General features: G+C 45.6%; 17 protein-coding genes and 1 pseudogene. 5 read left to right on the top strand and 13 right to left on the bottom strand.

Annotated features, from left to right (window positions below; translation table 11 throughout):
- Positions 1-48: 48 nt before the first annotated feature.
- The 3 genes from HP570_RS26590 (at position 49) to HP570_RS26580 (ending at position 3,536) form a co-directional block, all read left to right on the top strand.
- A complete protein-coding gene (locus HP570_RS26590) occupies positions 49-1,164 on the top strand; it encodes an ABC transporter ATP-binding protein (RefSeq protein ID WP_064203302.1) in 1,116 nt (371 codons plus the stop codon).
- 114 nt (positions 1,165-1,278) lie between these two features.
- Entirely contained in the window at positions 1,279-2,049 is a 771-nt protein-coding gene (locus HP570_RS26585; protein ID WP_173627705.1) for a Cof-type HAD-IIB family hydrolase, read from the top strand.
- An 86-nt stretch (positions 2,050-2,135) separates the two neighbouring features.
- Positions 2,136-3,536, top strand: a complete 1,401-nt coding sequence (locus tag HP570_RS26580; RefSeq protein ID WP_173627704.1) for a S8 family peptidase — start codon at positions 2,136-2,138, stop codon at positions 3,534-3,536.
- A 124-nt stretch (positions 3,537-3,660) separates the two neighbouring features.
- On the opposite strand, the gene HP570_RS26575 is transcribed toward HP570_RS26580, so the two are convergent.
- From HP570_RS26575 to HP570_RS26540, 8 genes and pseudogenes are all read right to left on the bottom strand, one after another.
- Complete coding sequence (locus HP570_RS26575; RefSeq protein ID WP_173627703.1) at positions 3,661-6,702, bottom strand: hypothetical protein; 3,042 nt, start codon at positions 6,700-6,702, stop codon at positions 3,661-3,663.
- Positions 6,703-6,741: 39 nt separating this feature from the next.
- Complete coding sequence (gene glmU / locus HP570_RS26570) at positions 6,742-8,118, bottom strand: bifunctional UDP-N-acetylglucosamine diphosphorylase/glucosamine-1-phosphate N-acetyltransferase GlmU (protein ID WP_173627702.1); 1,377 nt, start codon at positions 8,116-8,118, stop codon at positions 6,742-6,744.
- Between the two features lie 22 nt (positions 8,119-8,140).
- Positions 8,141-8,299: a YwzD family small protein gene (locus HP570_RS26565; RefSeq protein ID WP_157966782.1), complete on the bottom strand. Its 159-nt coding sequence runs from the start codon at positions 8,297-8,299 to the stop codon at positions 8,141-8,143.
- Positions 8,300-8,411: 112 nt separating this feature from the next.
- Entirely contained in the window at positions 8,412-10,244 is a 1,833-nt protein-coding gene (gene glmS, locus HP570_RS26560; protein WP_173627701.1) for a glutamine--fructose-6-phosphate transaminase (isomerizing), read from the bottom strand.
- Between the two features lie 41 nt (positions 10,245-10,285).
- Positions 10,286-11,644, bottom strand: a pseudogene (locus HP570_RS26555) (nucleotide sugar dehydrogenase).
- A gap of 26 nt (positions 11,645-11,670) precedes the next feature.
- Positions 11,671-12,474 carry a response regulator transcription factor gene (locus HP570_RS26550; protein WP_173627700.1) on the bottom strand — a complete coding sequence of 268 codons (804 nt, stop codon included), beginning with the start codon at positions 12,472-12,474 and terminating at the stop codon, positions 11,671-11,673.
- Positions 12,475-12,501: 27 nt separating this feature from the next.
- Positions 12,502-13,905 (bottom strand): glycosyltransferase family 2 protein, encoded by a 1,404-nt coding sequence (locus tag HP570_RS26545; RefSeq protein WP_173627699.1) that lies wholly within the window; start codon positions 13,903-13,905, stop codon positions 12,502-12,504.
- Between the two features lie 22 nt (positions 13,906-13,927).
- Positions 13,928-14,572 carry a hypothetical protein gene (locus HP570_RS26540; RefSeq protein WP_173627698.1) on the bottom strand — a complete coding sequence of 215 codons (645 nt, stop codon included), beginning with the start codon at positions 14,570-14,572 and terminating at the stop codon, positions 13,928-13,930.
- A gap of 783 nt (positions 14,573-15,355) precedes the next feature.
- Between HP570_RS26540 and HP570_RS26535 the strand changes: the two genes are divergently transcribed.
- Positions 15,356-15,685: a helix-turn-helix domain-containing protein gene (locus tag HP570_RS26535; protein ID WP_173627697.1), complete on the top strand. Its 330-nt coding sequence runs from the start codon at positions 15,356-15,358 to the stop codon at positions 15,683-15,685.
- A 195-nt stretch (positions 15,686-15,880) separates the two neighbouring features.
- Positions 15,881-16,042, top strand: coding sequence for an anti-repressor SinI family protein (locus HP570_RS26530; protein ID WP_173627696.1), 162 nt, complete (start codon positions 15,881-15,883; stop codon positions 16,040-16,042).
- 105 nt (positions 16,043-16,147) lie between these two features.
- Here the strand turns inward: HP570_RS26530 and HP570_RS26525 are convergent, their stop codons facing one another.
- The 5 genes from HP570_RS26525 to HP570_RS26505 all read right to left on the bottom strand — a co-directional run bounded on the left by HP570_RS26525 (position 16,148) and on the right by HP570_RS26505 (position 23,129).
- Complete coding sequence (locus HP570_RS26525; protein ID WP_173627695.1) at positions 16,148-16,666, bottom strand: YpuI family protein; 519 nt, start codon at positions 16,664-16,666, stop codon at positions 16,148-16,150.
- 162 nt (positions 16,667-16,828) lie between these two features.
- Positions 16,829-18,007: an ABC transporter permease gene (locus HP570_RS26520; protein ID WP_173627694.1), complete on the bottom strand. Its 1,179-nt coding sequence runs from the start codon at positions 18,005-18,007 to the stop codon at positions 16,829-16,831.
- Positions 17,997-19,187: an HlyD family secretion protein gene (locus HP570_RS26515; protein ID WP_173627693.1), complete on the bottom strand. Its 1,191-nt coding sequence runs from the start codon at positions 19,185-19,187 to the stop codon at positions 17,997-17,999. The genes HP570_RS26520 and HP570_RS26515 overlap by 11 nt, the downstream gene beginning before the upstream one ends.
- Positions 19,184-19,795, bottom strand: coding sequence for a TetR/AcrR family transcriptional regulator (locus tag HP570_RS26510; RefSeq protein ID WP_012685809.1), 612 nt, complete (start codon positions 19,793-19,795; stop codon positions 19,184-19,186). The genes HP570_RS26515 and HP570_RS26510 overlap by 4 nt, the downstream gene beginning before the upstream one ends.
- Positions 19,796-19,922: 127 nt before the next feature.
- Positions 19,923-23,129 carry an AfsR/SARP family transcriptional regulator gene (locus HP570_RS26505; RefSeq protein WP_173627692.1) on the bottom strand — a complete coding sequence of 1,069 codons (3,207 nt, stop codon included), beginning with the start codon at positions 23,127-23,129 and terminating at the stop codon, positions 19,923-19,925.
- Between the last annotated feature and the right edge of the window lie 107 nt (positions 23,130-23,236).

Genomic DNA, 23,236 nt, shown 5'->3' with positions numbered 1-23,236 from the left:
TCATCCAAGAATTTTCTCTCTTCACAATCCCGAGGAGGTGCCTTTTTCATGGCTAAGGTAAGTCTTTCCCACATTTATAAACGATATGGAAACAACGTTACAGCAGTTGACGATTTTCACTTGGAAATTCAAGATCGCGAATTCCTCGTTCTCGTCGGACCATCTGGTTGTGGAAAATCTACCACGCTGCGCATGATTGCAGGTCTGGAAGAGATTTCGGAAGGTGATTTATACATAGGCGATCGCCGCGTCAACGATGTAGCTCCCAAAGATCGCGACATCGCCATGGTGTTTCAAAGCTATGCACTCTATCCGCATATGAATGTATACGAAAATATGGCTTTCGGCCTGAAATTGCGCAAATTCTCCAAATCCGATATTGATAAGCGCATTCAAGATGCAGCGCGAATCCTCGATATTTCGCATTTGCTAGACCGGAAGCCAAAAGCGCTATCCGGGGGGCAAAGACAGCGTGTCGCACTGGGTCGTGCGATCGTGCGTGAGCCGCAAGTATTTTTGATGGATGAACCGTTGTCCAACCTCGATGCAAAGCTACGTGTACAAATGCGCACGGAAATTTTGAAACTGCATCAACGCTTGAATACCACGATCATTTATGTGACGCACGATCAAACGGAAGCCATGACCATGGGAGACCGAATCGTCGTCATGAAGGACGGTCTTATCCAACAGGTGGCAACCCCGACTGAAATCTACAATCATCCAGTCAATCTGTTTGTCGCGAGCTTCATCGGCTCCCCTGCGATGAACTTCGTGAAAGGGAATCTTTCCGAGAAAGACGGAGCACTCTATTTTGATGCGCAAAATATTCATGTACGCTTCCCAGAAGATAAAGCCAAGACTTTACGGGAAAAAGGTTATGTAAATAAGCAGGTTATTTTTGGAATCCGTCCGGAGGATATTTACAGCGACGCTTCTTTTATGGAAGCAAATCCATTTGAGAGCACACTGGAAGCAGAAGTTGAAGTCGTAGAAAACATGGGCTCCGAATTGTACGTCTATTTCCACAATATCGGGAATACCCAGATGGTGGCGCGCGTGGATTCTCGTGAAGCGCTAAAACCAAAGATGAAGGTAAAACTAGCGATGGATCTTGCCAAATGTCATGTATTTGACAGCGAGACAGAAGTAGCAGTATTCTAATAGCGAAATGAAAAGGAGTGTCCCAGTCGGCATTCCTTTTCCTATTTTTTTGTGCAAAACCTTTTATAGAGAGAAAACAACGAGAGAGAGAACGTGGAGAGGAGCGGATAAGAAGTGGCTTATCAAATCGTCTTTTTTGACATTGACGGAACCTTACTGAACACCGATCACATTATTCCACAAACAACCGTGGACGCCGTACAAACATTAAAACAAAACGGTGTCCATGTCGCAATCGCAACCGGCCGAGCTCCTTATCATTTGATGCCAATCGCTAAGCAACTGGGCATTGAGACATTCGTGGGCTTTAACGGGTCGTATGTGCAGAGTGAAGGGAAGATTATCCATCACACGCCAATTGCTACAGATACATTGGCAAAGCTCGAACAAATCGCTGAGGGTCATTCCCATCCGATGGTATTTTTGAGTGCAGATCACTTCTATGCCAATGCGATGGACCACCCACATATCATTGAGTCTTTTGATTGGTTGGGACTGGAATACCCAGCGTATCGCCATCGCTACTGGGAGGAAACGCCGATTTATCAAGCATTTCTCTACTGTGGCGCAGATGAATCGAGATACACGGGTGAATTCCATGACGTCTCTTATATTCGTTGGCATGAACACTGCATGGATATTTTGCCCCCGAACGGCTCCAAAGCAAAAGGAATTGAAGCCGTCTTAAAACATTTTGGACTGACTCCAGCGGATGCTGTTGCCTTTGGAGACGGATTGAATGATAAAGAGATGCTCTCCTATGTTGGCATGGGAGTAGCGATGGGGAATGCTCATGAAGAATTGAAGCCGTTCGCCAATATGATTACGCGCCACGTAAACGACAATGGCATCCAACATGGTTTAGCAAAGCTTGGTTTAATCTAGTCACGTTAAACTGTAAGCTATTTCCTTCATAAACACTCCCTTCATGTGCACGATATAGATAACAGCACTGGAGGGAGTGAGTTTTTTTGCGCGTCTGGCCTTTTGTTGCCGCTATTGCCTTGGTCGGTCTCGTAGTTGTCCCGTATCGGATGAATCAGCATGCAGAACAGGAAATGCGCGAACCTCATCCCCGCGTGACATCCGTTCAGGCGAGAATTCCACGGATTAACTACATTGAACAGGTAAAAGACGTTCGTCGTGACCTGGAGAAAAAAAGTCATATCCAAACGCTTCATCATAACCAACGTGACCGCAGTCATTATGTAGAGAATGAAGTCGTCGTGCGCTTTTCCCCTCGTCCCAAGCAAGAAAAAATTGATCAGCTTGTTTCCTCTTTGGATGCCAAGATCAAGCGCGACTTTGACAAATTTCTCATCATCAAATCAAAGAGCATGACTACCAAGCAGCTCATGAAAAAACTGGCTGAACATCCTGACTCCGTATTTGCAGAGCCAAATTACCTCTTACTCCCGAACGTGAAGCCAAACGATCCGTATTACAAGGAATACCAATGGAATCTTCCTCTAATCGGCATGGAGAAAAGCTGGGATGTCAGCGAAGGTAGCAGTGATGTTATCGTAGCAGTCGTCGATACAGGTGTGGATATGAAGCATCCAGAATTTGCTGGAAAGCTGGTCAAAGGCTATAACGTTTTGGATGGCAGTAACAAACCTCAGGATGATAATGGTCATGGAACCCACGTATCTGGTGTCATAGCAGCTAAAACGAATAACAGAGATGGCATTGCCGGGATGTCCTGGAATAGTAAGATCATGCCGGTTAAAGCCATTGGCGCAGACGGCTCGGGATCAGCTGTAGACATTGCTCACGGGATTTATTGGGCAACCGATAACGGAGCAGATGTCATCAACTTGAGCGTAGGCAACTACACCTCCTCTGCTGCTCTACGGGAAGCTTGTCGCTATGCCTTTGATAATAATGTCGTGTTAGTCGCTGCTTCCGGAAACGATGCGAGCGATCAGCCTAGTTATCCTGCGGCCTATGATGAGGTCCTCGCCGTTGCCGCTGTCGACCACCGTAAAGAACGCGCGGATTTTTCCAACTTTGGTGATTATGTAGATGTATCTGCTCCTGGGGTCGATATTCCGAGCACGTACATTTATAGCGACTATGCCTCGCTATCAGGTACTTCGATGGCTTGTCCTCACGTCGCTGCACTTGCTTCGCTTATCCGGTCCGTTCATCCCGATATGAACACCAAAGACGTGATGAATCTCATTAGACATTCTGCAACTGACCTTGGAGCCCCGGGCCACGATCAGTTATACGGGTACGGTATGATCAATGTGAATCAGGCCCTTCGTCAAGCCGAGCCGGTCGAGGAAGTCAAAACGGAACAACCTCCAAAAACAATCGGCGGCTTGCTCAATAAATTTTTTCAACGTCTGCGTTTTGGTGCGCAATAAGTTTCGTAATAAACTTCAGTGAACAAAAAGGCGTACGTACCGATTCAAGGTTTGTACGCCTTTTTTATATACATTTCGGTGCGGTTCGAATAGAAAAAAGGTGGCTGTTGACCACCTTCTTTTGTTACTCAGGCTTTGGCGTACCATATGATTCATAAGCCTTGCGCAAAATCTCAAAGCTCAGCTTTTTCCGTTCATGGTACGTTGGCAGATCCCATTTGTCCCATTGGTACAAGAGTGGTTTGGAATCTTCCCGCGAGAATGGTTTTTGATTGGAATGTGCAATTACTTCCACTCCGACACCTTTACTTTCAGTTGGAACGATTCCATTCGCCTCATACGGGTATTTCCAAACCTGTTTGCTGCTCGGGTCAGTGTACCCCAAAAGTATCCAAGGAATGCGTATTTCCAAGACATTCCCCTTTGCATACCAATCTGCCAGTGAGTTGTACGCCGGATCTTTCGGGTCGGAAATCCCTGGCTTCATGATGCCCACTTCCAGCTCTTCGAAAGGTACTGTTTTCTTGGTTTCCGGTAAATACAGTGCTTTGTTTAGTGCCAGCTTCCATGGCAAGAATATGCCGCTATCTGCTTGATCATAACGCTCGTCCCAAGGCAGCATTCCCTTGAGGTACCCGTATAGCCAACTATGCTGATCATAGGCGCTATTGACAAAAATGTGAGAATTGCCTTCCCCTTGCATTCGCAATAAAAATTCAATCCCTTGGGAAAATGTAGTACCTGGTGCTTTATCAGCAGTTCGACTCCCACCACTCAGCGTATCAAAGCCAATATCCAGCGTGTCCTTTGAGAAATCCCACTCTCCTTCGCTTTTCTTTAGCATGAGAAACAAGTATGCTTCATCGTGCGTAACAGATAGATCAAATCCCGGATAAGCACGTTTGACTCGCTGAAGTCTTTTTTCCCAATCTGCTGTTTTTCCATCGAGAATGATCTGGTCAGACGCATAATTACCGGGTTCAACCGCGATGACGCCGAATTTTTCCTCGTTCGTTAACGGATTGCTCCACATTGCTCTCCGTTCCCCAGGCAGTTCCAGATCAATCGTATTCCAGGTAAATTTGAACCATTCATCCTGCCATGCGAATAAAAGTGCGCCATCATAACCTTCATCATAAATATTACGCAGCATATCGGCGTTCATCTTGCCTTGCTCTTGTTCCATATGCATTCCTTGATTCCGTCCAGCAGGCCCATAATGCGCCATGCCGCGTGAGCTAGGTACGCCATATTCGGCAACCAACAACGGGATTCCTTTATGGTGGGCACGCAGATCACGTAAGTATCCAGCATATGGGTCTACCTTGCCGCTGGAATCCCGGTACTTTTGGTACTTCTCTTCATATCGTAAAAAGTCTGGGTAATACGGATAGACATGATAAGCGGCAAAGTAACCGGCTGTCCATTCCACCGATGCTTTCAGATTCATCGGGTCGATCGAAACCATATCCTCTTGCGGTAGCGGCTCGTTAGGATGCGACAGCGGATCAGTTGTCAGCCAGTTTGTGAACGATACTGGATGCTGCCATCCATATTTCATTTCTTCCTCAGCCAAATAATCAAGCATAAAGGCCAGCCAACTTTCAAAAGGAGACGCTTTTTCCGTTCCCTTGATATATTTCCCCTGATAAGGAGGCATGTCCGGATGAGATGCATTCGTCACCTGTACCGAATACGGATACCACTCGGTACCGAGTATCCACCCTACCAAGTATTGCGATACATCTGTCCGATATTCACCGCTGGCACGACCGTACCGCTCCGGGAGTGTCACGTCTCCATGGATTGCTTGTACAACGTCTTTAATCTCTTGGCGAAAATCTTTGGTTATCTCGGGAGTAAATGCATCGCGTCCTTTCCGATCTTCACCCGCTAGCGCTTCATCCGGCGACCAGATTCCTTGCAGCAGGAGCAACGGCTCTTCCTGTTTTTGGTTGAACTCGTGTAAAGCCTCATAAAAAATCGGAGGAAGAATCGTATAAATGCGAATGACTTTGTTATTCATTTCCTTCATTTGTGAAAACCAGCGCAAGTAATCCTCGCGGGTCGGGGAGAGCTCTCCAGGATAATGTCCTGGTGTCGTTGCACCCAGATTGATTCCCGCCCAAAACACGGGTTCCCAGCCCTGCCCGTTATAGAGGGCAATATCCCCATCGTCTACCTTGGTAACCAGTTTCTTGCCTTCACCTTCGAATACAGGCATCGGTTTAGACGCTTTGCTTGCTTCCATTTGTGCTTCGCTTTTTTTGAGCAGTTCCCTCCACTTCTCGTAATCATGGATGGCGTATCCGGCGTAGCCAGCAAATTTTTCGAGGTTATCTTCAAGAGCGACTAATTGCTCCTCCAATCCGCCATGCCCTTCTTCATAAAAGGTGGTGTTTTCTCCCTCTGCGCTTTGCAGCAGGTTAAGGCCTACGACCACTTTGTTTTTTTGATCATTCGCTTCGTTCATGATCGGGTTTACAATTTCCAATACTCCGTTCGGTCCCTCTACCCTGTCGCGATAGGCCATTAACGTTACATGATCTAGCGTACTGACTAGCCATTTGCTGACACTTTCCGATTTGTCTGCCAGCGATAGCTCGTACATCCAAAAAGGGATATCGACACTTAACTCCAAAGCCGGGTTCTTTTTCATTTCCGCAGACAAGTACTCGATATTGGCTACCCATTCGTTTTTGATTACTTCCTTGTTCTCATTCCATTCGGGTAATACGTGAGGTTCAATATCGAGATGGAGGCCGCTAAATCTTTCACCTTCACCAGCTGATTTATTATAGGTCTGAACCCAGTTTAAGAAGGTGGTAATACTTTTTCGATTGGAAACGAGAGACCAGACCGGATCTCCTGCAAGAGCATCCACGCGAATGCCGGATGCATTTGCTGCCTTAATAAAGGAACGATAATCTTGATGGGCAACATTTTCTTGATCAATATGCAAATAAATGAGATTGACGTGATGTTGCTTGGCAAATGCGATGATTTCCTCTCTTTCTGTGACGATGAGCTGCGTATTCCAAATCCAGGTCGCGATCATCGGTGGTGTTCTATACAAATAAGCGATGATTGCGATGAGTGGTATGATGATGATCAAAAAAACAAGCAGTAGCTTTTTTTTGCTTGATCGATTCTGTTCTGGTTCCATGCTGTCTGTAAAAATAAGACATCCTCCTACTGACTACGATTATGTGCGGGTTGCCATCAACCGTTTGGCATACTGTTCTTTGATGCTTTGGCGTTCTCTGGCAATGGCCAAAGCGTCGTTCGGAACATCATCTGTGATCGTAGAGCCTGCCGCTACATAAGCGCCCTCCCCGATGGTAACTGGAGCTATCAAATTGGCATTGCAGCCAATAAAGGCGTGATCGCCAACGATCGTTTTATGCTTGTGGACGCCATCGTAGTTGACAGTGATTGTACCGCACCCTACGTTTACATGTTCACCAATATCAGAATCACCAATATACGAGAGGTGAGCAACCTTCGCGCCTTTCCCGAGACGTGAATTTTTCAATTCGACAAAATCTCCGACTTTCGCCTCCTCACCTACATCTGAACCTGGGCGAATATAAGCATAAGGACCAACCACTGCTCCGTCTCGAATCATGCTGTTAGATGCATTTGCGTAACGAATTTCTACGTTACCCCCTACAATGCAATCCCTTACGTCTGCATTCGGTCCGATGACACAATTGGATCCTATTGTTGTTTTCCCACGGAGGTACGTTCCCGGATGAATAACCGTATCAGGTCCGATACACACATCGGCCTCAATATAGGTGGAGGTTGGATCAATGAGAGTGACCCCGTTTTGCATATGCTGCTCATTGACTCGCATACGGAGTAATCTCTCGGCGCAAGCCAGCTGGATTCGGTCATTCACGCCGGCCCCTTCTTCCGCATCATCGGTCATGAAAGCCCCAATTCGCTCGTTTTGCTCGTTTAAAATTGTCAAAACGTCAGGTAAATAATACTCTTTCTGGGCATTATCATTTTTCACGCGGGATATGGCTTGAAACAGCTTTTGATTGTTGAAACAATACATACCCGTATTGATCTCGCATACGAGCCGTTCTTCGGCTGTTGCATCCTTGTGCTCCACGATCCGTTCAACAAGGCCGTTTGCGTCGCGGATCAATCGCCCGTACCCTGCGGGATCGTCTACTCGTGCCGTTAATACAGTTGCAGCTGCAAGTTGAGTTTCATGCTGCGCAAGCAGATGCTCTAGCGTTTTCTCCCTCACCAATGGTGTATCCCCGCTCAACACGATCGTTGTCCCCTGTTTGTCTTGCAGGAGGTCTGCCGCCATCTTCACTGCATGGGCCGTTCCTAATTGCTCGGACTGGTAAGCATAGCGGACAGAAGCACCGAACTGCTTTTTCACTTGCTCGGCCCCATGCCCTACAATCAAAATAATCTCGTGGATGCCAAGACCATGTAATCGGTCGACAATATGCTGGATCATTGGTTTGCCACAAACCTCATGGAGCACTTTGCAACGTGTAGACTTCATGCGCGTCCCTTTTCCTGCTGCCAATACAATTGCATAACGACTAGTCATGTGATCCTCCCATCAGATCGACTTATTTGGCTTCTTTGAAGTACGGCCTTACTCTGTTGACAATATCCTCAACAATATCTCTCGTTCCCATTGTCGTTGTCTGTTGACCCTTCTCGTAAACCTGAAGCATGATTTCGATCAACGTTTTTTGATCAAGAGTTTGGTCAGTGGAATCCATCATGGACAATTCAGCCCCTTACGGAATTAATGTAAATCCGACAAGTCAAAATGGGGAAAGAATCCCGTTCTCTCCAATAAGCTGGCTGTTCCGGGATTCTTTCAAATCATATTTTTTATTCAACGGTTACACTTTTGGCAAGATTCCGAGGCTTGTCAACATCATTGCCTAATGCCAGGGAAGTGTAATACGAGATCAACTGCAGCGGAATAACAGACAGGATGGGGGTAAATACAGGCAAAGTCGCAGGTACAAAGCACACTTCGTCAACATTTCGGTGCAATTCGACATTGCCTTCCAATGTGATCGCTAACACATTCCCACCTCGTGCCTTCACTTCGGTAATATTGCTAACCATTTTTTCTTCCAGCTCTTTTTGTGTCACCAAGGCAATGACAGGTGTACCCTCTTCAATCAAAGCCAGCGTTCCATGCTTCAATTCCCCTGCCGCATATGCCTCTGAGTGAAGGTACGAAATTTCCTTCAGCTTCAAGGACCCTTCCAACGCCACAGCATAATCAATGCCTCGACCGATAAAGAACAGGCTGGCATGATTTTTGATCGACTCAGCATAGACACAAATATCATCCGCATGTTGGAGTGCCTTTTCAGCCTGCTCAGGCAGCTGGCGCAGATTAGCAATCATGAATTCCCGCTCTGTTTCCGCAAGCGTCTCCTTCACCTGAGCCAGATACAATCCGAGCAGATAAAAAACAATTACCTGAGAGGTGTACGCCTTTGTTGAAGCGACAGCAATTTCCGGTCCGGCAAAGGTAGCAAGCACATAATCGGCTTCACGGGCAATCGAGCTGCCTTGTACATTCGTGATGGCCAAGACCTTGGCTCCTAAGCGTCGACTCTCCCGCAACGCTGCCAGCGTATCAGCTGTTTCACCCGACTGGCTCACGACAATGACCAGCGTTTTTTCAGATATTATAGGACGTCGATATCTGAATTCTGAAGCCACATCAATCTCTACCGGTATTCTTGCCAGTTCTTCAATCACATTTTTACCGATCAGCCCTGCATGATAGGCGGTACCGCACGCGACTATGAAAATCTTCTCAATACCTTTGATTTGTTCTGAGTATAAAGGCAAATCCTTCAAAACAATTTGCTTCCCGTCCTCGTCAATCCGATTGAGCAGCGTGTTACGAAATGCATTTGGCTGCTCGTAAATTTCTTTTAACATGAAGTGCTCAAAACCGTCCTTCTCCGTCTGTTCCACATTCCAATCTACGTGGAACAACTCACGTTGAAGTGGTTCGCTTGTTTCCACTTTCATGAGTGAAACGCTGTCTTTCTTGAGAACTGCCATTTCCCCATCTTCTAAGATGACAATGTCTCGGGTGTGCTCAAGTACAGCAGAAATGTCGGAGCCTATGAAGTTTTCTCCTTTACCTACCCCGATAATTAATGGACTTGCCAATCGGACTGCCACCATTTTATCTGGCTCGTACTCGCAAACAACACCGAGAGCATATGCCCCACGCATACGCAGTACTGCACTTCGAATCGCGGCGACAAGATCACCTTCATATAGGACAGCAATGAGATGAGCAATGACTTCTGTATCGGTCTCGGATGTAAACGTGACTCCATGGTCCAAAAGCTCCTGTTTGATTTCCAGATAGTTTTCGATAATACCGTTGTGGACAACTGAAAACTTTCCCGATTCATCCGAATGCGGATGTGAGTTCTCATTGGACGGACGACCGTGGGTGGCCCAACGCGTATGTCCGATTCCCAAACAACCTTGAATAGGAGATTGGACGAGCCGTTCTTCCAAAACAGCCAGCCTTCCTTTCGATTTGCAAATCTCCATTTTTTCACCGTTAAAAATTGCGACACCAGCCGAGTCATAGCCGCGATACTCCAACTTCTGCAAACCATTTATCAGGATTTGTTGCGCTTGCCCCTCACCAATATATCCCACGATTCCGCACATACGGTTGCCTCCCTATTCGGTAATCATCAGTCAGTTTCTCGTTAAGCCAGGAGTACGACTCGTTCTTCGACGTGCATCCTTGCCGGATTCCCCAGCTTGTAAATGTGTTGACCCGTTATGCTGTCAAAAGCATTTCGTGTATCAATAATAGCTACACCCAGGTCAGCAAACTTCTGGTAGTCAAAGCTTTTATGATTTGTAACGAGTACCATGCAATCGTAATTTTTCATTTGTTCCAAGTCATGCGGAATGGAACGAACTGTGTTCCCGCGTTTGTCTACAAAGCTTTGTGCATAAGGATCGTAGTAATCGACACGTGCCCCGTTTTCCTGGAACAGCTCGTATATATGCAAGCCTGGGGATTCACGCAGATCATCAATGTCAGGCTTGTAGGCCATCCCCAAAATGAGAATCCGCGAGTTTTTGATTGATTTCGCATAAAGATTCAGTACCTGTGCGGTTTTATTGATCACATAGTCTGGCATATTGTCGTTAATTCATTGTGCCAGCTCAATGAATTTGCTATGAAAACGGAAGCCCTTTGCCTTCCAGGAGAGGTACATCGGATCAAGTGGAATGCAATGCCCTCCAATTCCAGGACCTGGATAAAACGGCATATAGCCAAACGGTTTCGTTGACGCAGCTTTGATAACCTCCCACACATCGATCCCCATTTTGTCGCACATCATAGCCATTTCATTGATAAAGGCAATGTTTACACTCCGGAATGTATTCTCCAATAATTTCGACATTTCAGCCACCTTCGGAGAAGAAACCGTTACGACATTGGTAACCAGATTGCCATACAGCAGGGCCCCCAACTCCAAGCACTTAGGCGTGGTTCCCCCGATTACTTTTGGCGTATTGTGTGTGTTGAAGGAATGATTGCCTGGATCTACACGCTCAGGAGAGAAGCAAAGGAAGAAATCCACTCCGACAGTCAACCCCAGCTTTTCGAACTCCCATTGGATCAATTCTTCTGTCGTCCCCGGGTATGTTGTGCTTTCAAGCGTAATCAGAAGGTTTTTCTTTTTGTATTTGATAATTTCACGGACCACTCCCTTAATAAAGGATGTATCCGGGTCTTGATTTTCACTGAGTGGCGTTGGAACACATATGCTGACCGCATCCAGTTCCTTGAGCACCCGATAATCGGTGGTCGGGAAGAATCGTTGAGCAGAAAGGCTTGATTGAATCACATCGCAAGGAACGTCCTGGATGTATGAATTGCCTGCGAGCAAGGTTTCTACCTTCCGTTGGTCCAAATCGATGCCATAAACAGAGAAACCGCCTTTTGCCATTTCCATAGCGAGGGGCAGACCAACATACCCAAGTCCAATTACCCCAACTTTTACGGTTTTTGATTCCATTTTTTGCTTCAATTTTGTGAAGTAGCTCATTTTTGCTTCCTCCCTTTTATCTATGTTTAAGACAATAGACTTCTCACTCGTGCTTCTAGGTCTACAGGTGAAAATGGCTTCGCTATATAATCTGAGACTCCCAGCTCGAATGATCTTTTCTTGTCGTCTTCCAACCGTTTGTGGGTTAATACCACGATTTTGGTGCCATGCTCAACTGCATTGATCTTGCTGATCAGCTGGTAACCGTCTTCAATGGCCAAATTGACATCGGTGATAACAACGTCCGGTAAAAATCGCTTGTATTTTTCCCACGCTTCTCTCCCGTTGTCCGCCAAATAAACGCTGTAACCTTTTCTTTGTAAATAGATGCGCAAAAACTCATTCACAGTTTCATCTTGCGAAACAAGCAAAAGACTTCTCTTTGCTGCTGATGATCTTTTACCGCTGTATATATGAATCTCTCCAGCGCTTCCCTTTCCAGCAGTAATCTCCTGTACCATACCACTGAGAACTTGTGCTGCTGATTCCCCCTGTTCAGGGAAGCTGGCGATGAATACTGGCCCTGCCAACATATGTTGAGTCTGTAGCAGTTCCTTGATGAAGAGAGAATGGAAATGAGTATTGCCAAGCATTTGGTCGCCAAGGAGAATACCGAGAATGCTGCTTTGTTTGTCGTAAAAACAATGGATATCCGTAAACCCCTCTGCTTTTGCCAAAGACATTTTCAAATCTTGGATCTTTTCTTCACTTCTTCCATTCGTGACAGCCAGAATAATCCCGCATGGCAACTGACTCGATTCATAGAAGGTAAGCACATGTTCAAAGGCTTGAAATAAAGGAAACGAATACGCTTTTGCAATCTGACTCATGGTATGTCCCTCCTGTGCCGTGTTTTTCTATGTTTTCCAGCTTGTTCTTGTCATGGTTCCCCATGTGTTATTGTTGCGCATAAACTCGATATGACCCAAAAATCTCCAAATGACTCCCAACTGCTGATAGCCAAGAAACATGAAGAAGAGGAATGCCAGCATCTTGAGGTTGTCGCGAACTCTTGTGTAACGCTTGAAGGCCAGCTCTTCCATAAACAGGGAGCCGATCCCGAGCAACACTCCAAACAAGAGATTCAGCAGCGCGTAGATAGCCAGTACTCTCCATTGAGTCATGTCCATCAATGTATATCCCAGCAGAGCCAAAAAACCGATAAACCTGAAATATGGATTCAGCGTTTCGAAAATGATGTTATAGGGAAATGTAATCAACCCCACAACTTTGTACTTGGGACGGCCTACTATATAAATGCCATACTCCAGCATGTTTTTGAGGTTGCCGCGTCCCCATCTTCTTCGCTGGCTGCCAAGTATTTTTAGCGTATCAGGCGCTTGGGTCCAGCAAACGGCATCGGGGCAAAAAGCCACTCGATACGGAAGTTTATTTTCAAGCATATATTTATGAAGCTTGATGATAATGTTCATGTCCTCACCGGGATATCCCCCTCGATAACCCCCGGCTTTGACAACGAAATCTTTTCGAAATACCCCAAAGGCACCGGACACAATAATCAGTCCGTTGATTGAACTCCACCCAATCCTTCCCCCTAGGAATGCCTTCAAGTATTCGACACACTGGAACATAGGCAAAATTTTGGTAGGAAGATTGACTTTCTTTATCATTCCGTCCTCGATTTCACAGCCGTTTGCAATTCGGACGATACCGCCGATCGCGACGGTTTCTTCCGGGTTTTCCATGTACACCTTGGCAATGCGGATCAACGCGTCCTTTTCCAATAACGAATCAGCATCGATAGAAGCAATCAATGGGTAATGGGAAATATTAATCCCGGCGTTTAACGAGTCGGCTTTTCCTCCGTTTTCCTTATCAATGAGATATAAATTGGGATATTGGGGATTGTGATAAACCCCTCGTACGTTGGAGGTTTCCAATACTTTGGAGCCCCCAGTATACTCTGTGCGGGTTAACTGGAACTCATCTAACAAAACTTGCAACGTTTCATCTTTCGAACCGTCATTAATAACAATTACTTCATACTTGGGGTAATCTAGCGCGAGAAGCGAACGAACGTTTTCAATGATGGTCAATTCCTCATTGTAAGCGGGAACGAGAATCGAAATTTGTGGTACGTACTCTGATCCAGAGAGTGACTGAAAGCGAGAATACATAGAGCTTTTGATAATAGAAGAAATATTTTTGATGGACAGGCTTAGAATCGTTAAATAGAGCGTCTCAATCACGATTACGTAATAAACAGCAAAGATCCCGTATGCTTGCAAGAAGTCCCTCATGTCATTCTCCTTTCAGGTATAGTTACACGGCATAAACATAACGATTTTCCTTGTCCACCTGCTCCTCCTCATTGATTTGCTTTCTGCAACTGGAATATATCTCAATCATTTCAGTATTCTGACAGATTTCTGTATCGTTCGTCTTCATGAAGGACTCGAATAATGCCACTGCAAAAAGAGCGTCATATTTGAACAATAGCTTTACTGATTGGATGCGGACTTCCTTGTCTTTCGAATCGATCTGCCGATAGACCAAATCGGCGATCTCTGCGGTTAAAGGAGCAGACCATCCAATCAAAGCGATTTTATTCAAATCCTTGTCCTTACTTCGCAAACATTCAAGCAATAATGGTGTACAATCCAACTCTGTCTCTTTCATGATGTCAACGGCAAGGTAATGATTGCTTTTTCGATGCTTTACAAGGAGCATTAGCATGTTCCTGATATCGTCCAGATTTCTCGCACACTTGGCGATAGATCTCGCGATGATAAAATGAGTGGGATCGAGTTTTTTTGTCTGTAGCAATTGCAGAAGCCTTGGTACGGCTTCCTCGGATCGCATTGCTCCAACATGGTAAGCCGCATCGATTCTTATCCAATGGAAGCGACTATACAGCCTACGGAGGTTTTGCTTGACGAGCCCTGTATCCTCACATAGTGTGATCATTTTCTTTCGGTGGCTTCCTGTAAGAGATTCTATCCATTCAATGAGTTTTTGTTGCAGAACTCTCACTTCTAAACGATTTAATTGCCAGTAAGGCGGTTTCAACCTCTCAGGCGTGTCCATATGAGACTGGATATACGTGAAGTAGTCTTGAAACTGTCCCAGGTAAAGGCGCGTTCTCCTTTCTATCAACAAATTCCTTGATTTAATCACCAAGATGCCTATGAAAAATAGTATAATTATTACAATTAACAGGTAGATTACCGCGACTGCTTCTGACAAATTGGCATGCAGAATGGATCTCTCCTCTCCAGTTTTTTTGTAAGTTTTTCTGTACATTCCTATCCATTTCAAGTCGAAAGCGGTAAGCGCCATTCAAGCTCGAACCTTTCCTTTATAGAGAACAATTCATCAGTTTTGTTCTTTATAAAGAACGATTTGAAAATAGTATCCTGTACTGGCAATGGAATGTAAACTATCAATTTTCTCTAAAAACAGACCAAAAACAGCGAAAATCGACTATTTTGCAGAATTTCGTCTGAATATCTCGTTTTTACTCAACCTTAATAACGAACACTGCGTTTTCTATAAAGAACAGACGCAATTATAGATACTTAGCCATAACGGCGCTTCATTTTATCTAGTAGAAAGGTAATTTTTTAGCCATGTCAGTAGGGTCAAATCGAATAAATGAGCCAAACGACACAGGACTAGTCCCGCAAAAAGTTGTGTTTCAGCTATATTGACGTTATAATAAACGAAGAGATTTAAAGGGGTGGCTATTACATGATCGGCTCGCGTATACAGCAGCTTAGAATAGACAAAGGCCTTTCTCTTTCTGATTTAGCTGAACGCGCTGGTGTCGCCAAGTCTTATCTGAGCTCAATCGAGCGCGGCATTCAGCGAAATCCTTCTATTCAATTTCTTGAGAAAATCGCACTAGTATTAAATGTGACAGTAGACACATTGCTTCAGGATAAAGTTATTCCTTCAATCGAGAATGTTGATGAAGAATGGTACAAGCTGATCGAAGAGGCTATGAAATCCGGGGTAAGTAAAGAACAGTTTCGGGAGTTTTTGGAGTACAATAAATGGCGGTTAAATCGACATAAATAACATTGTTGCCAGCACTGATATAGTGGTGGCTTATTATTTTTTGCATGAATTTAAAACAAAAGTCACAAATACTAGATTTACATATGAAACTGAATTAAGTATCATTTCTGATATAAGCTTTTTACCTATCTTTTTTTAACCATTTTTTGGGTATTTTATTTATTTTTACAAAAGGAGGGTAAAAGGGGAACTAACATGAAAACCACTTCGTCTCCTAAAGATCTCCTGGATAAGGAATGGATCGATTTAATCCTTACAGCACGAAAAATGGGATTATCCATTGAGGAAATTCGTTTTTTTCTCGTGAACTCTCCTCTCCCTTTTAACGAGGAGAAAACTGATTATTTCGAAGCATAATGTAAACAGCCATTATCCATTACGCTACACTTCCATAAATGATAGGACTTCCAACAGGGTTCATCCCTGCCCTGATCGGGAAACCAAAGAAAAAGCACAGGCTTATTAGGCCTGTGCTTTTTCTTTTTCTATTTGCATACTTTTTTTCGCGATATAGTCTGTCTCGTAATACTGCAAATCATTACGCAACTGTTCGAACACTCTAGACAGGGACAAGGTCAACTGCTGCAACTCAGGAACCACCTGTTTACGGAAAATGATACAGTCCTGACCCGTATAGGCCAACCGACCATCTTCTTCGTAGACCTCACCTTTAGGATAGTAGAAGTTATTTATACAGGAATGGTATACCTGATACAATACTTCCTCAGCAAACTCCTCATGAAATCGTGCGCGTCGGAGTGATACTCCCAGCCTTTCGTATGCATTTTCGCAGTAAACTAAAAGGTGGCGCAAGTCGGAAAGATAGTTACGGTAATACGTTTCAAATTGTTCAGGATCACCTGATGCGGATACAAGACCAGATAAGGTAACCTGATTCAAAAAACGCTCTACTTCCATGCTGACCTTTTTCAACTTGGTGTACGTCTCCTCGCACAATTGCTTTAGATGAGTCGCTGACATAAAGTCCCCCTAATGTTGAAGAATCTGCTTTTTTATAATAAGTATAAAGGAGAGATTATTTATTATACAAGGTTTATTTTTATACAACTTGACTTCCAAACAAGATCCTTGTAAACAAAAATAAGGCTACGCCATCACTCTGGCGCAGCCAAATCCTTCTATTTATACCGCCGTTTGTTCTCTAACTTTCCCCTTACTTTTCCTTATCTGCAACAAATAAATGACATAGGCTGCGAACAACCCGATGAGTGTCATGAAAGCGAGAACCATGAAGTCGTTCATGACAGCTGACAGCCCGTGTCCCTTCGACAAAATTTCCCTTACACCACCCAAGAAATAGGTCAGCGGCAAAGATTTTGCAATCGCAGCAATCCCTGTTGGCATCGACATGATTGGCCAAGTGTAACCCGATAGCATGAAAGAAGGGACTGCAATCATCATCCCGATCTGAGTAGCTTGGAGCTGGCTGCTGGACACAAAGGAGATGGCATACCCGATAGCCAACACCGCCAAGTTGAACATGCTAGCCAGTAGCATTAGATCAAACGTGCTTCCGTAATAAGGGATATCAAAACCTTTTAACAACAGTGTAAACGCGAGGAACATGTTGAGCGTTCCTGCCAGAAAGTACGGCAACAATTTGCTCGCCGTGATCGCGAAGAAGCTATGGCGAGAGAGTGTATCCTTCCAGGTCCCCTCTTCTTTTTGCTGGGCCACGGACAATACGATTCCAAGGAACAGCACCTGCTGAAGCACTGTACCTGCAAGACCGAATACCATGAAGGACAGATAGCTGAAGGTCGGATTGTACAACACTCTGTATCGATAGTCGATACCCGTAAACATGTTTTTCCCTTTTTCTCCCCAGCCGCCAATTGCTTCCATCTTCTTCAGCGTGGTTCCTGCTGAAACAGACTTAATTGCTGTATTCGCTGCTCGAACTGCCGTATTCGAAATCATCATGTTACTGCCGTCGATAACAGTCAGTACCTCTGCCTCTCTCCCAGCCTTTACATCCTTTTCTAATCCAGCAGGTATGATCAGGGCGATATTTGCTTCGCCCTTGTCAACCAACTTCATTGCATCTTCTTCTGTTCCTACGATTGACGTGATCCGAAATGTATGATCGACCTCAAAAGCGCGGTAGAGCTCACGACTCAATTCGGTTTGATCGGCATCCACCATCACAGTAGGGATCTCCATCACTTTTTTCTCACTGTACAAAAAGCCGAACATCGTCAAATAAATCAGTGGAACGAGGAACAGAATATTCCGAATGGTTTTGTTTGCAAAAAGATTTTTCCATTCGCTCCAGAACAGGTGAGAGAAACTATTCACCATTACCAGCTCCTTCAAGATGCCACTCAACCGTCAAGCCTGGACGCAATTCCGAATCGGACACCAGAAGCTTCACCTGGAAGGAACGAATGTCACGATCACCGAGTTCTTGTGTCGCTTTTTTTACGGCAAAGTCAGCAGCAGGAGCTACAGTAACCACTTTGGCGTCTACTTCTCTGTTCAGGGCTGGGACAAACAATTTCACTTGATCGCCTGTTTTCACATTCGAAAGCATGTATTCATTTACATAAAATTTGACATAGTTATCTGATTTTGTTTGGATCGTCAATACAGTGAAGCCTTGCGAAACCAGCTCTCCCTTTTGAACGGCAACTGCTTTTACAATACCGTCTACTGGAGCTGTCAGCTTGGTGTTGTTCACATAGGCTTCCATTTCAGCCAGTGCACCTTTTGCCTGCATGACGTTCGCTTCTGCGGATTTAACATCCAGCTCTTTCAAGCCTACTTGACCTCTCCCTGCTACTGCTTGGTTGTATGCAGCTTTTGCTTGATCCAGTTGTGCTTGTGCGGCATCGACCTGCTCTTTGCGCGATCCAGTTTGAGCCATTTTCAACTGCTCTTCTGCTGCTTTAAACTCTGCTTGGGCTTTATCTGCTTGCATCTGCGCCTCTTCCACTTTCACTTGTGGAACGGCACCTTCCGCCATTAATTTCTTCATTCGTTCCAAATTCGTCGCGGCAATTTGATTCGAAGTTTGTGCTGCTTGTAATTTCGCTTTGAGCTGCGTAATTTCTTCTGAACGCGCTCCGTTTTTGTTCGCGTCAAGCTGCGCTTGCGCCGAGTTGACTACTGCTTTTGCTTGGTCGACTTGGGCATTGCTGGAGCTATCTGTCACTGATACTCCTTTTTTCGCCTGATCAAGCTTGACGAGTGAGAGCTTGTAAGCAGCTTCAGCCTGTTCCTTCTTCGCAAGGATTTCCGCGCTGCTTAGCGTGGCAACTACTTGCCCTGCCTTTACTTCGTCTCCTTCTTTCAGGGAGAGCTGTTCGATGGAACCACCCATTTTAAAAGAGAGGTCGACCTCTGTTCCTTCGATTACACCTGCTAATTTCGTTGTATTCTGACCAGCCATGCTACTCACATTCGAACCAAACAATACGGTTCCAAGTACTGCAATACTCACTACAAAGCCACCTACACCGATCCATGCACGTTTGTTCATCTGTCTTCTCCTCTTGTTTTACATTTCTCTAGACTATTTTGGAACATTCCTGACAGCAAATAACGAAGTGTCTGTTTATCTGCGGCACTGTTCACTGGCTCTTTGCGAAACTGCTTGCGAAGTACGGTAAAACCAACCATGCCAAACAACGAGGAAGCAAGTGTGCGAATATCGATATCCGCCCGGATATACCCCTGCTGCTGCAGTTCTAGCATGTGTGACTCCATCGTGCTGAAATAGCCACCTAGCAGATTGCCAACCATCCTGTCGCGTTGTCCATCTCCTGAGAACGCACTCAGCAACAGGAAACATAAATCTTGATTCTCGGAAAAGAAGCGAAGATGCTCATCCAGCACATTCAGAATACGATCCTCCAAGGAAAGCTCTTCATTCTGCATTACATGATCTACATGGTAAATCAGCATCTTCACGCCTTTTTCTATCACGTACAAAAACAGCTCTTCCTTTGTGGAAAAGTGATAATAGAGGGTTCCTTTTGCCACCTGTGCCATTTCCGCGATTGCATCCATGGTCGTTTCGCTATAACCCAATTGGGCAAATGCGGTTAAAGCTCCGTTTGCAATTTGATCTTTTTTGGATGGTGCCATCACTCCTGTCCCCTTTCGATTTTTTGAACTGACTGGTCAGTACAAAGATTATATTACGAATACTTCCTAGTTTTGTCAAGCAGCCATTGCTCTATGTACAAAAAAAGATCGCTTTGTGAGCGATCTTTTACTTCTCTATAATTTGAAGGTAAGTCTCCATCGTTGCAGGCATCGGCGCGACGCCGAGGTTCTCCCTCAGTTTTGCTACACATTTTTCATACCAGCGGATTGCCTGTGTGCGATTATTTTGCTGATAATACGCAGTCATAAGTAAGCGGTACGACTCCTCCCAGCAATCATCCACCCGCAGAATCGCTTCACACCAGCGGATCGTTTTTTCCAACTGCCCGTCCGCTAGCATGATTTTGGCTAACCTTTCTGCTCCGCGTAAAAACAGCGTCTGCACTCTCTCACGCTCTTCTACACACCAATCCTCATAACGGCATTCCGGCATGTAATCACCCAAGTAATAGGCAAGCCCTTTTTCCAAAAGGATGGCCCCCTGACGCCGATCTGACTCTGCCAAGCCCAGTGTAACGAGCTTCTCGAACTCTTCGACGTCCATATGGTAGCCCGATGCCAGATTGAAACCGTAAGAGCTGCCATGGCGTTGAATGAAGAAAGTGTCTGTTCTGGCAGCACGATCTGGCTCGAGGGCTTTGTTCAATGCATTCAACGACACTTTAAAATCGCGAATTGCCGCTTCTTCGATACTGTCTGGCCAAAGTCGGTTCATGATTTCTTCCCGGGCTAACAAATGGTGTCTCTTCGTCAATAAAAGCTGAAACAACAGCTTGGCCGTCCCACGCTGCCATGCCTTTTCGCTCAATTCCCGCTCTCCCAGCCATACACGGAAGGCGCCCAGCGTCTGAATACGAAGGGTATACCCGGGGTGGAATGTCACGTTTTGCAAGCCCAAATCATTTAACAGCTGAGAGACGTAATCCGGCGATACCTTTCGGCGCTCTGCCTCAATCAGAATCGGCATCAACTGCTGTACATCATGCGGTGTAAGCAGCGTAGGTCTCTGCAAAAGGAATTGATATTCACCGGACTTCATCAAGGACAGAGCTTGTGTCACCGCAGGTACAAACAAATCCCATTGTTTTTTACGATAAGCCAAGAAGCTCAACCACAATTGACAAATGACGACATTATAGCTATCCCCGCAGTGACTGAGTCGGTCGGCACAATCGATAAAGATAGCCCACGCTTCCTCTTCTTTCCCGTATTTGGCATAGGCAATCCCAATGGCCATACGTACCAGACTGCCTAACCAGTCGTCGCGCATTGCCTCTGTCTCTTGTATTCCCCTGTTGCCATACAGAAGTGCTTGGTCGAGTGCCTTTTCTCTTGCATAAAACAAGGTTAGTCCCAGAAGCGTTTCTGACTTTCCGCGTGTGGACTGGAGCTCCTCCATGATTTGCAAACCTTTTTCATAAAGCTCACGAATCTCGTCCGTAGGCAATGTTTGACTGATGAGGGCCGCATGCGCTTTTCGAACATAGCCATTCGCCTCTACAAAAGGGGAATGTGCTGCACGTCCGAGTTGTATGGCAGTCTCTGCAGCTTCCCACCCTCGCTCCCATTCGCCATTCAATGCATACACAAAAGATAGCAGTAAAGAGGTTTCCCGATACGATCTGGTCAGTGGGGGATGCTTCCCTTGTTCTACCTGCCACTTACTTTCCAAGAGCTGGATGGAGGACTGCAGTCGGCCAGTACGAAACAACAGGCGTGATTCTAGCTCAACCTCCGTCTGCTGCTCTAATTCCTGACTCCGTTCATACCAAGCTGCCGCCTGTTTGGCATCTCCGCGATTCGTATAAATTTCTGCCAGCAAGCGATATAGCCTCGGTGCCATCTCATTCTCTTGTTCAAATGGGGGCAAAAGTTGAATTGCCCTCTTGAGCAGCTCTTCGGCCCTGACGCCTTGGACGCTGTCGAGATGGACACGTGCTTGCCCTTCCAACCCGCGGCACAATCCGATTTGATCTTGCTTTTGTTCACATTGTTTCAAAAATTGCTCATAAGAAGCAAAGGATTTCGCATATAGACAGCGATAGCGTTCTACCTCGCCCTGATAAAACAACAGCCAATGCTGTTCGCACTTGATGTGCTCTGGTAATAACGTTATCCACTCGTATAAAAAGTCCAGCTTCCCTGCTTGCAGCAACCTTTCCGATGCTTGGCATAGCCACTCACCCAGCATCTCCCACTGTTCGACGAGACGCAACCGCCCAAAAGCTTTTGCCTCGTCCCCTTTTCGTCTATACCATCCTGCGGCCTTTTGATTTACATGCACGTACGTCGCTTGATTCGCAGCCAGCTTGCTCGACAGGAGACGCTGAAATAGCGGATGAAAGGAATAATGAGAATCTGCTTGGACATGCAGAAAAAGATGACAACGCTGTGCTTCCAACAGGTGCTCGATACATCCCTCCCCGAGTATTTGCTTGCAATCCTCCAAATCGAATTGTTCGAGAACGGCTGCCTCCATCAAGAAGCGCTGCATACCTGCATCCAGCTGTGTCCAGACTTCTACTTCCAGCAAATGCAACAATCGGGATAGCTCACGCAGACTATCGGACACCGTCTGCCCCCTCGTTACCATTTCACCAAAAGTTCGCAGTGCCATCACCCAGCCTTGCGCCACCTCTTCGACTCGACGCCAATCTTCTTCGGACAACGTGATGTCGTATTGATCAGAATAAAAGGCCTCACTCTCCTCCAGCGTAAAAGAAAGGTCATTGGTTGTAAGCTCCAGACACTCTCCTCTTGCGGACAACAAGTCGAGATTGGACCACTTCGGTCGGGAACGCGTTAAGATAACCAGCTTGACCTTTTGTGGAAGCGCCTCGGCTAATCGTTGAACAAATTGATCGACTTCACTCCCATTCTCAATTCGTTGGAAATGGTCCAAAACAAGTATGTGGTCAGCCTGGAGCTGTACGCATTCCCCGACAAACCAGTCGACCAGAACTTTACTGTCTAGGGACGGCACCGGACTTTGCTCAGTGATGTCTTTGAGTTGTCCTTTTAATACCTGTCCAAAACCAGAATGAACCTGCCGAACACTTTCGACGAGACAAAAGACAAACGCAAGAAGGGCATCGTCTCCATCCTGAATGGTAAACCAGGACGCAGCCAGTGCTTCATCATGTAGAAATGTAGCCAAAGAAGTCGTTTTGCCATAGCCTGTCCCTGCATGAATAAGACAAATCTGCGTATATTTCAACAGGCGTAATTTTTTTGCCAATGCAGGCCGCCGTAAAACATATGGCTTCTGTCCTGGAGGAGTTATTTTGGATATTGGGATGTGAATTGGAATCATATAATGTGCACTCCTTGCCGTTCTCCTGCTCTTCTTTGATTATTTCCCCATTTCTAACTATTCTCCTGCCATTTGACCCTTAATCGACAAAAAGCCCACCCGGGAGT

This window comes from Brevibacillus sp. RS1.1 (assembly GCF_013284365.1).
Classification (GTDB): domain Bacteria; phylum Bacillota; class Bacilli; order Brevibacillales; family Brevibacillaceae; genus Brevibacillus; species Brevibacillus brevis_D.
Note: the sequence above shows the minus strand (reverse complement) of the source record. Positions and strands in the feature narration are given on the sequence as shown.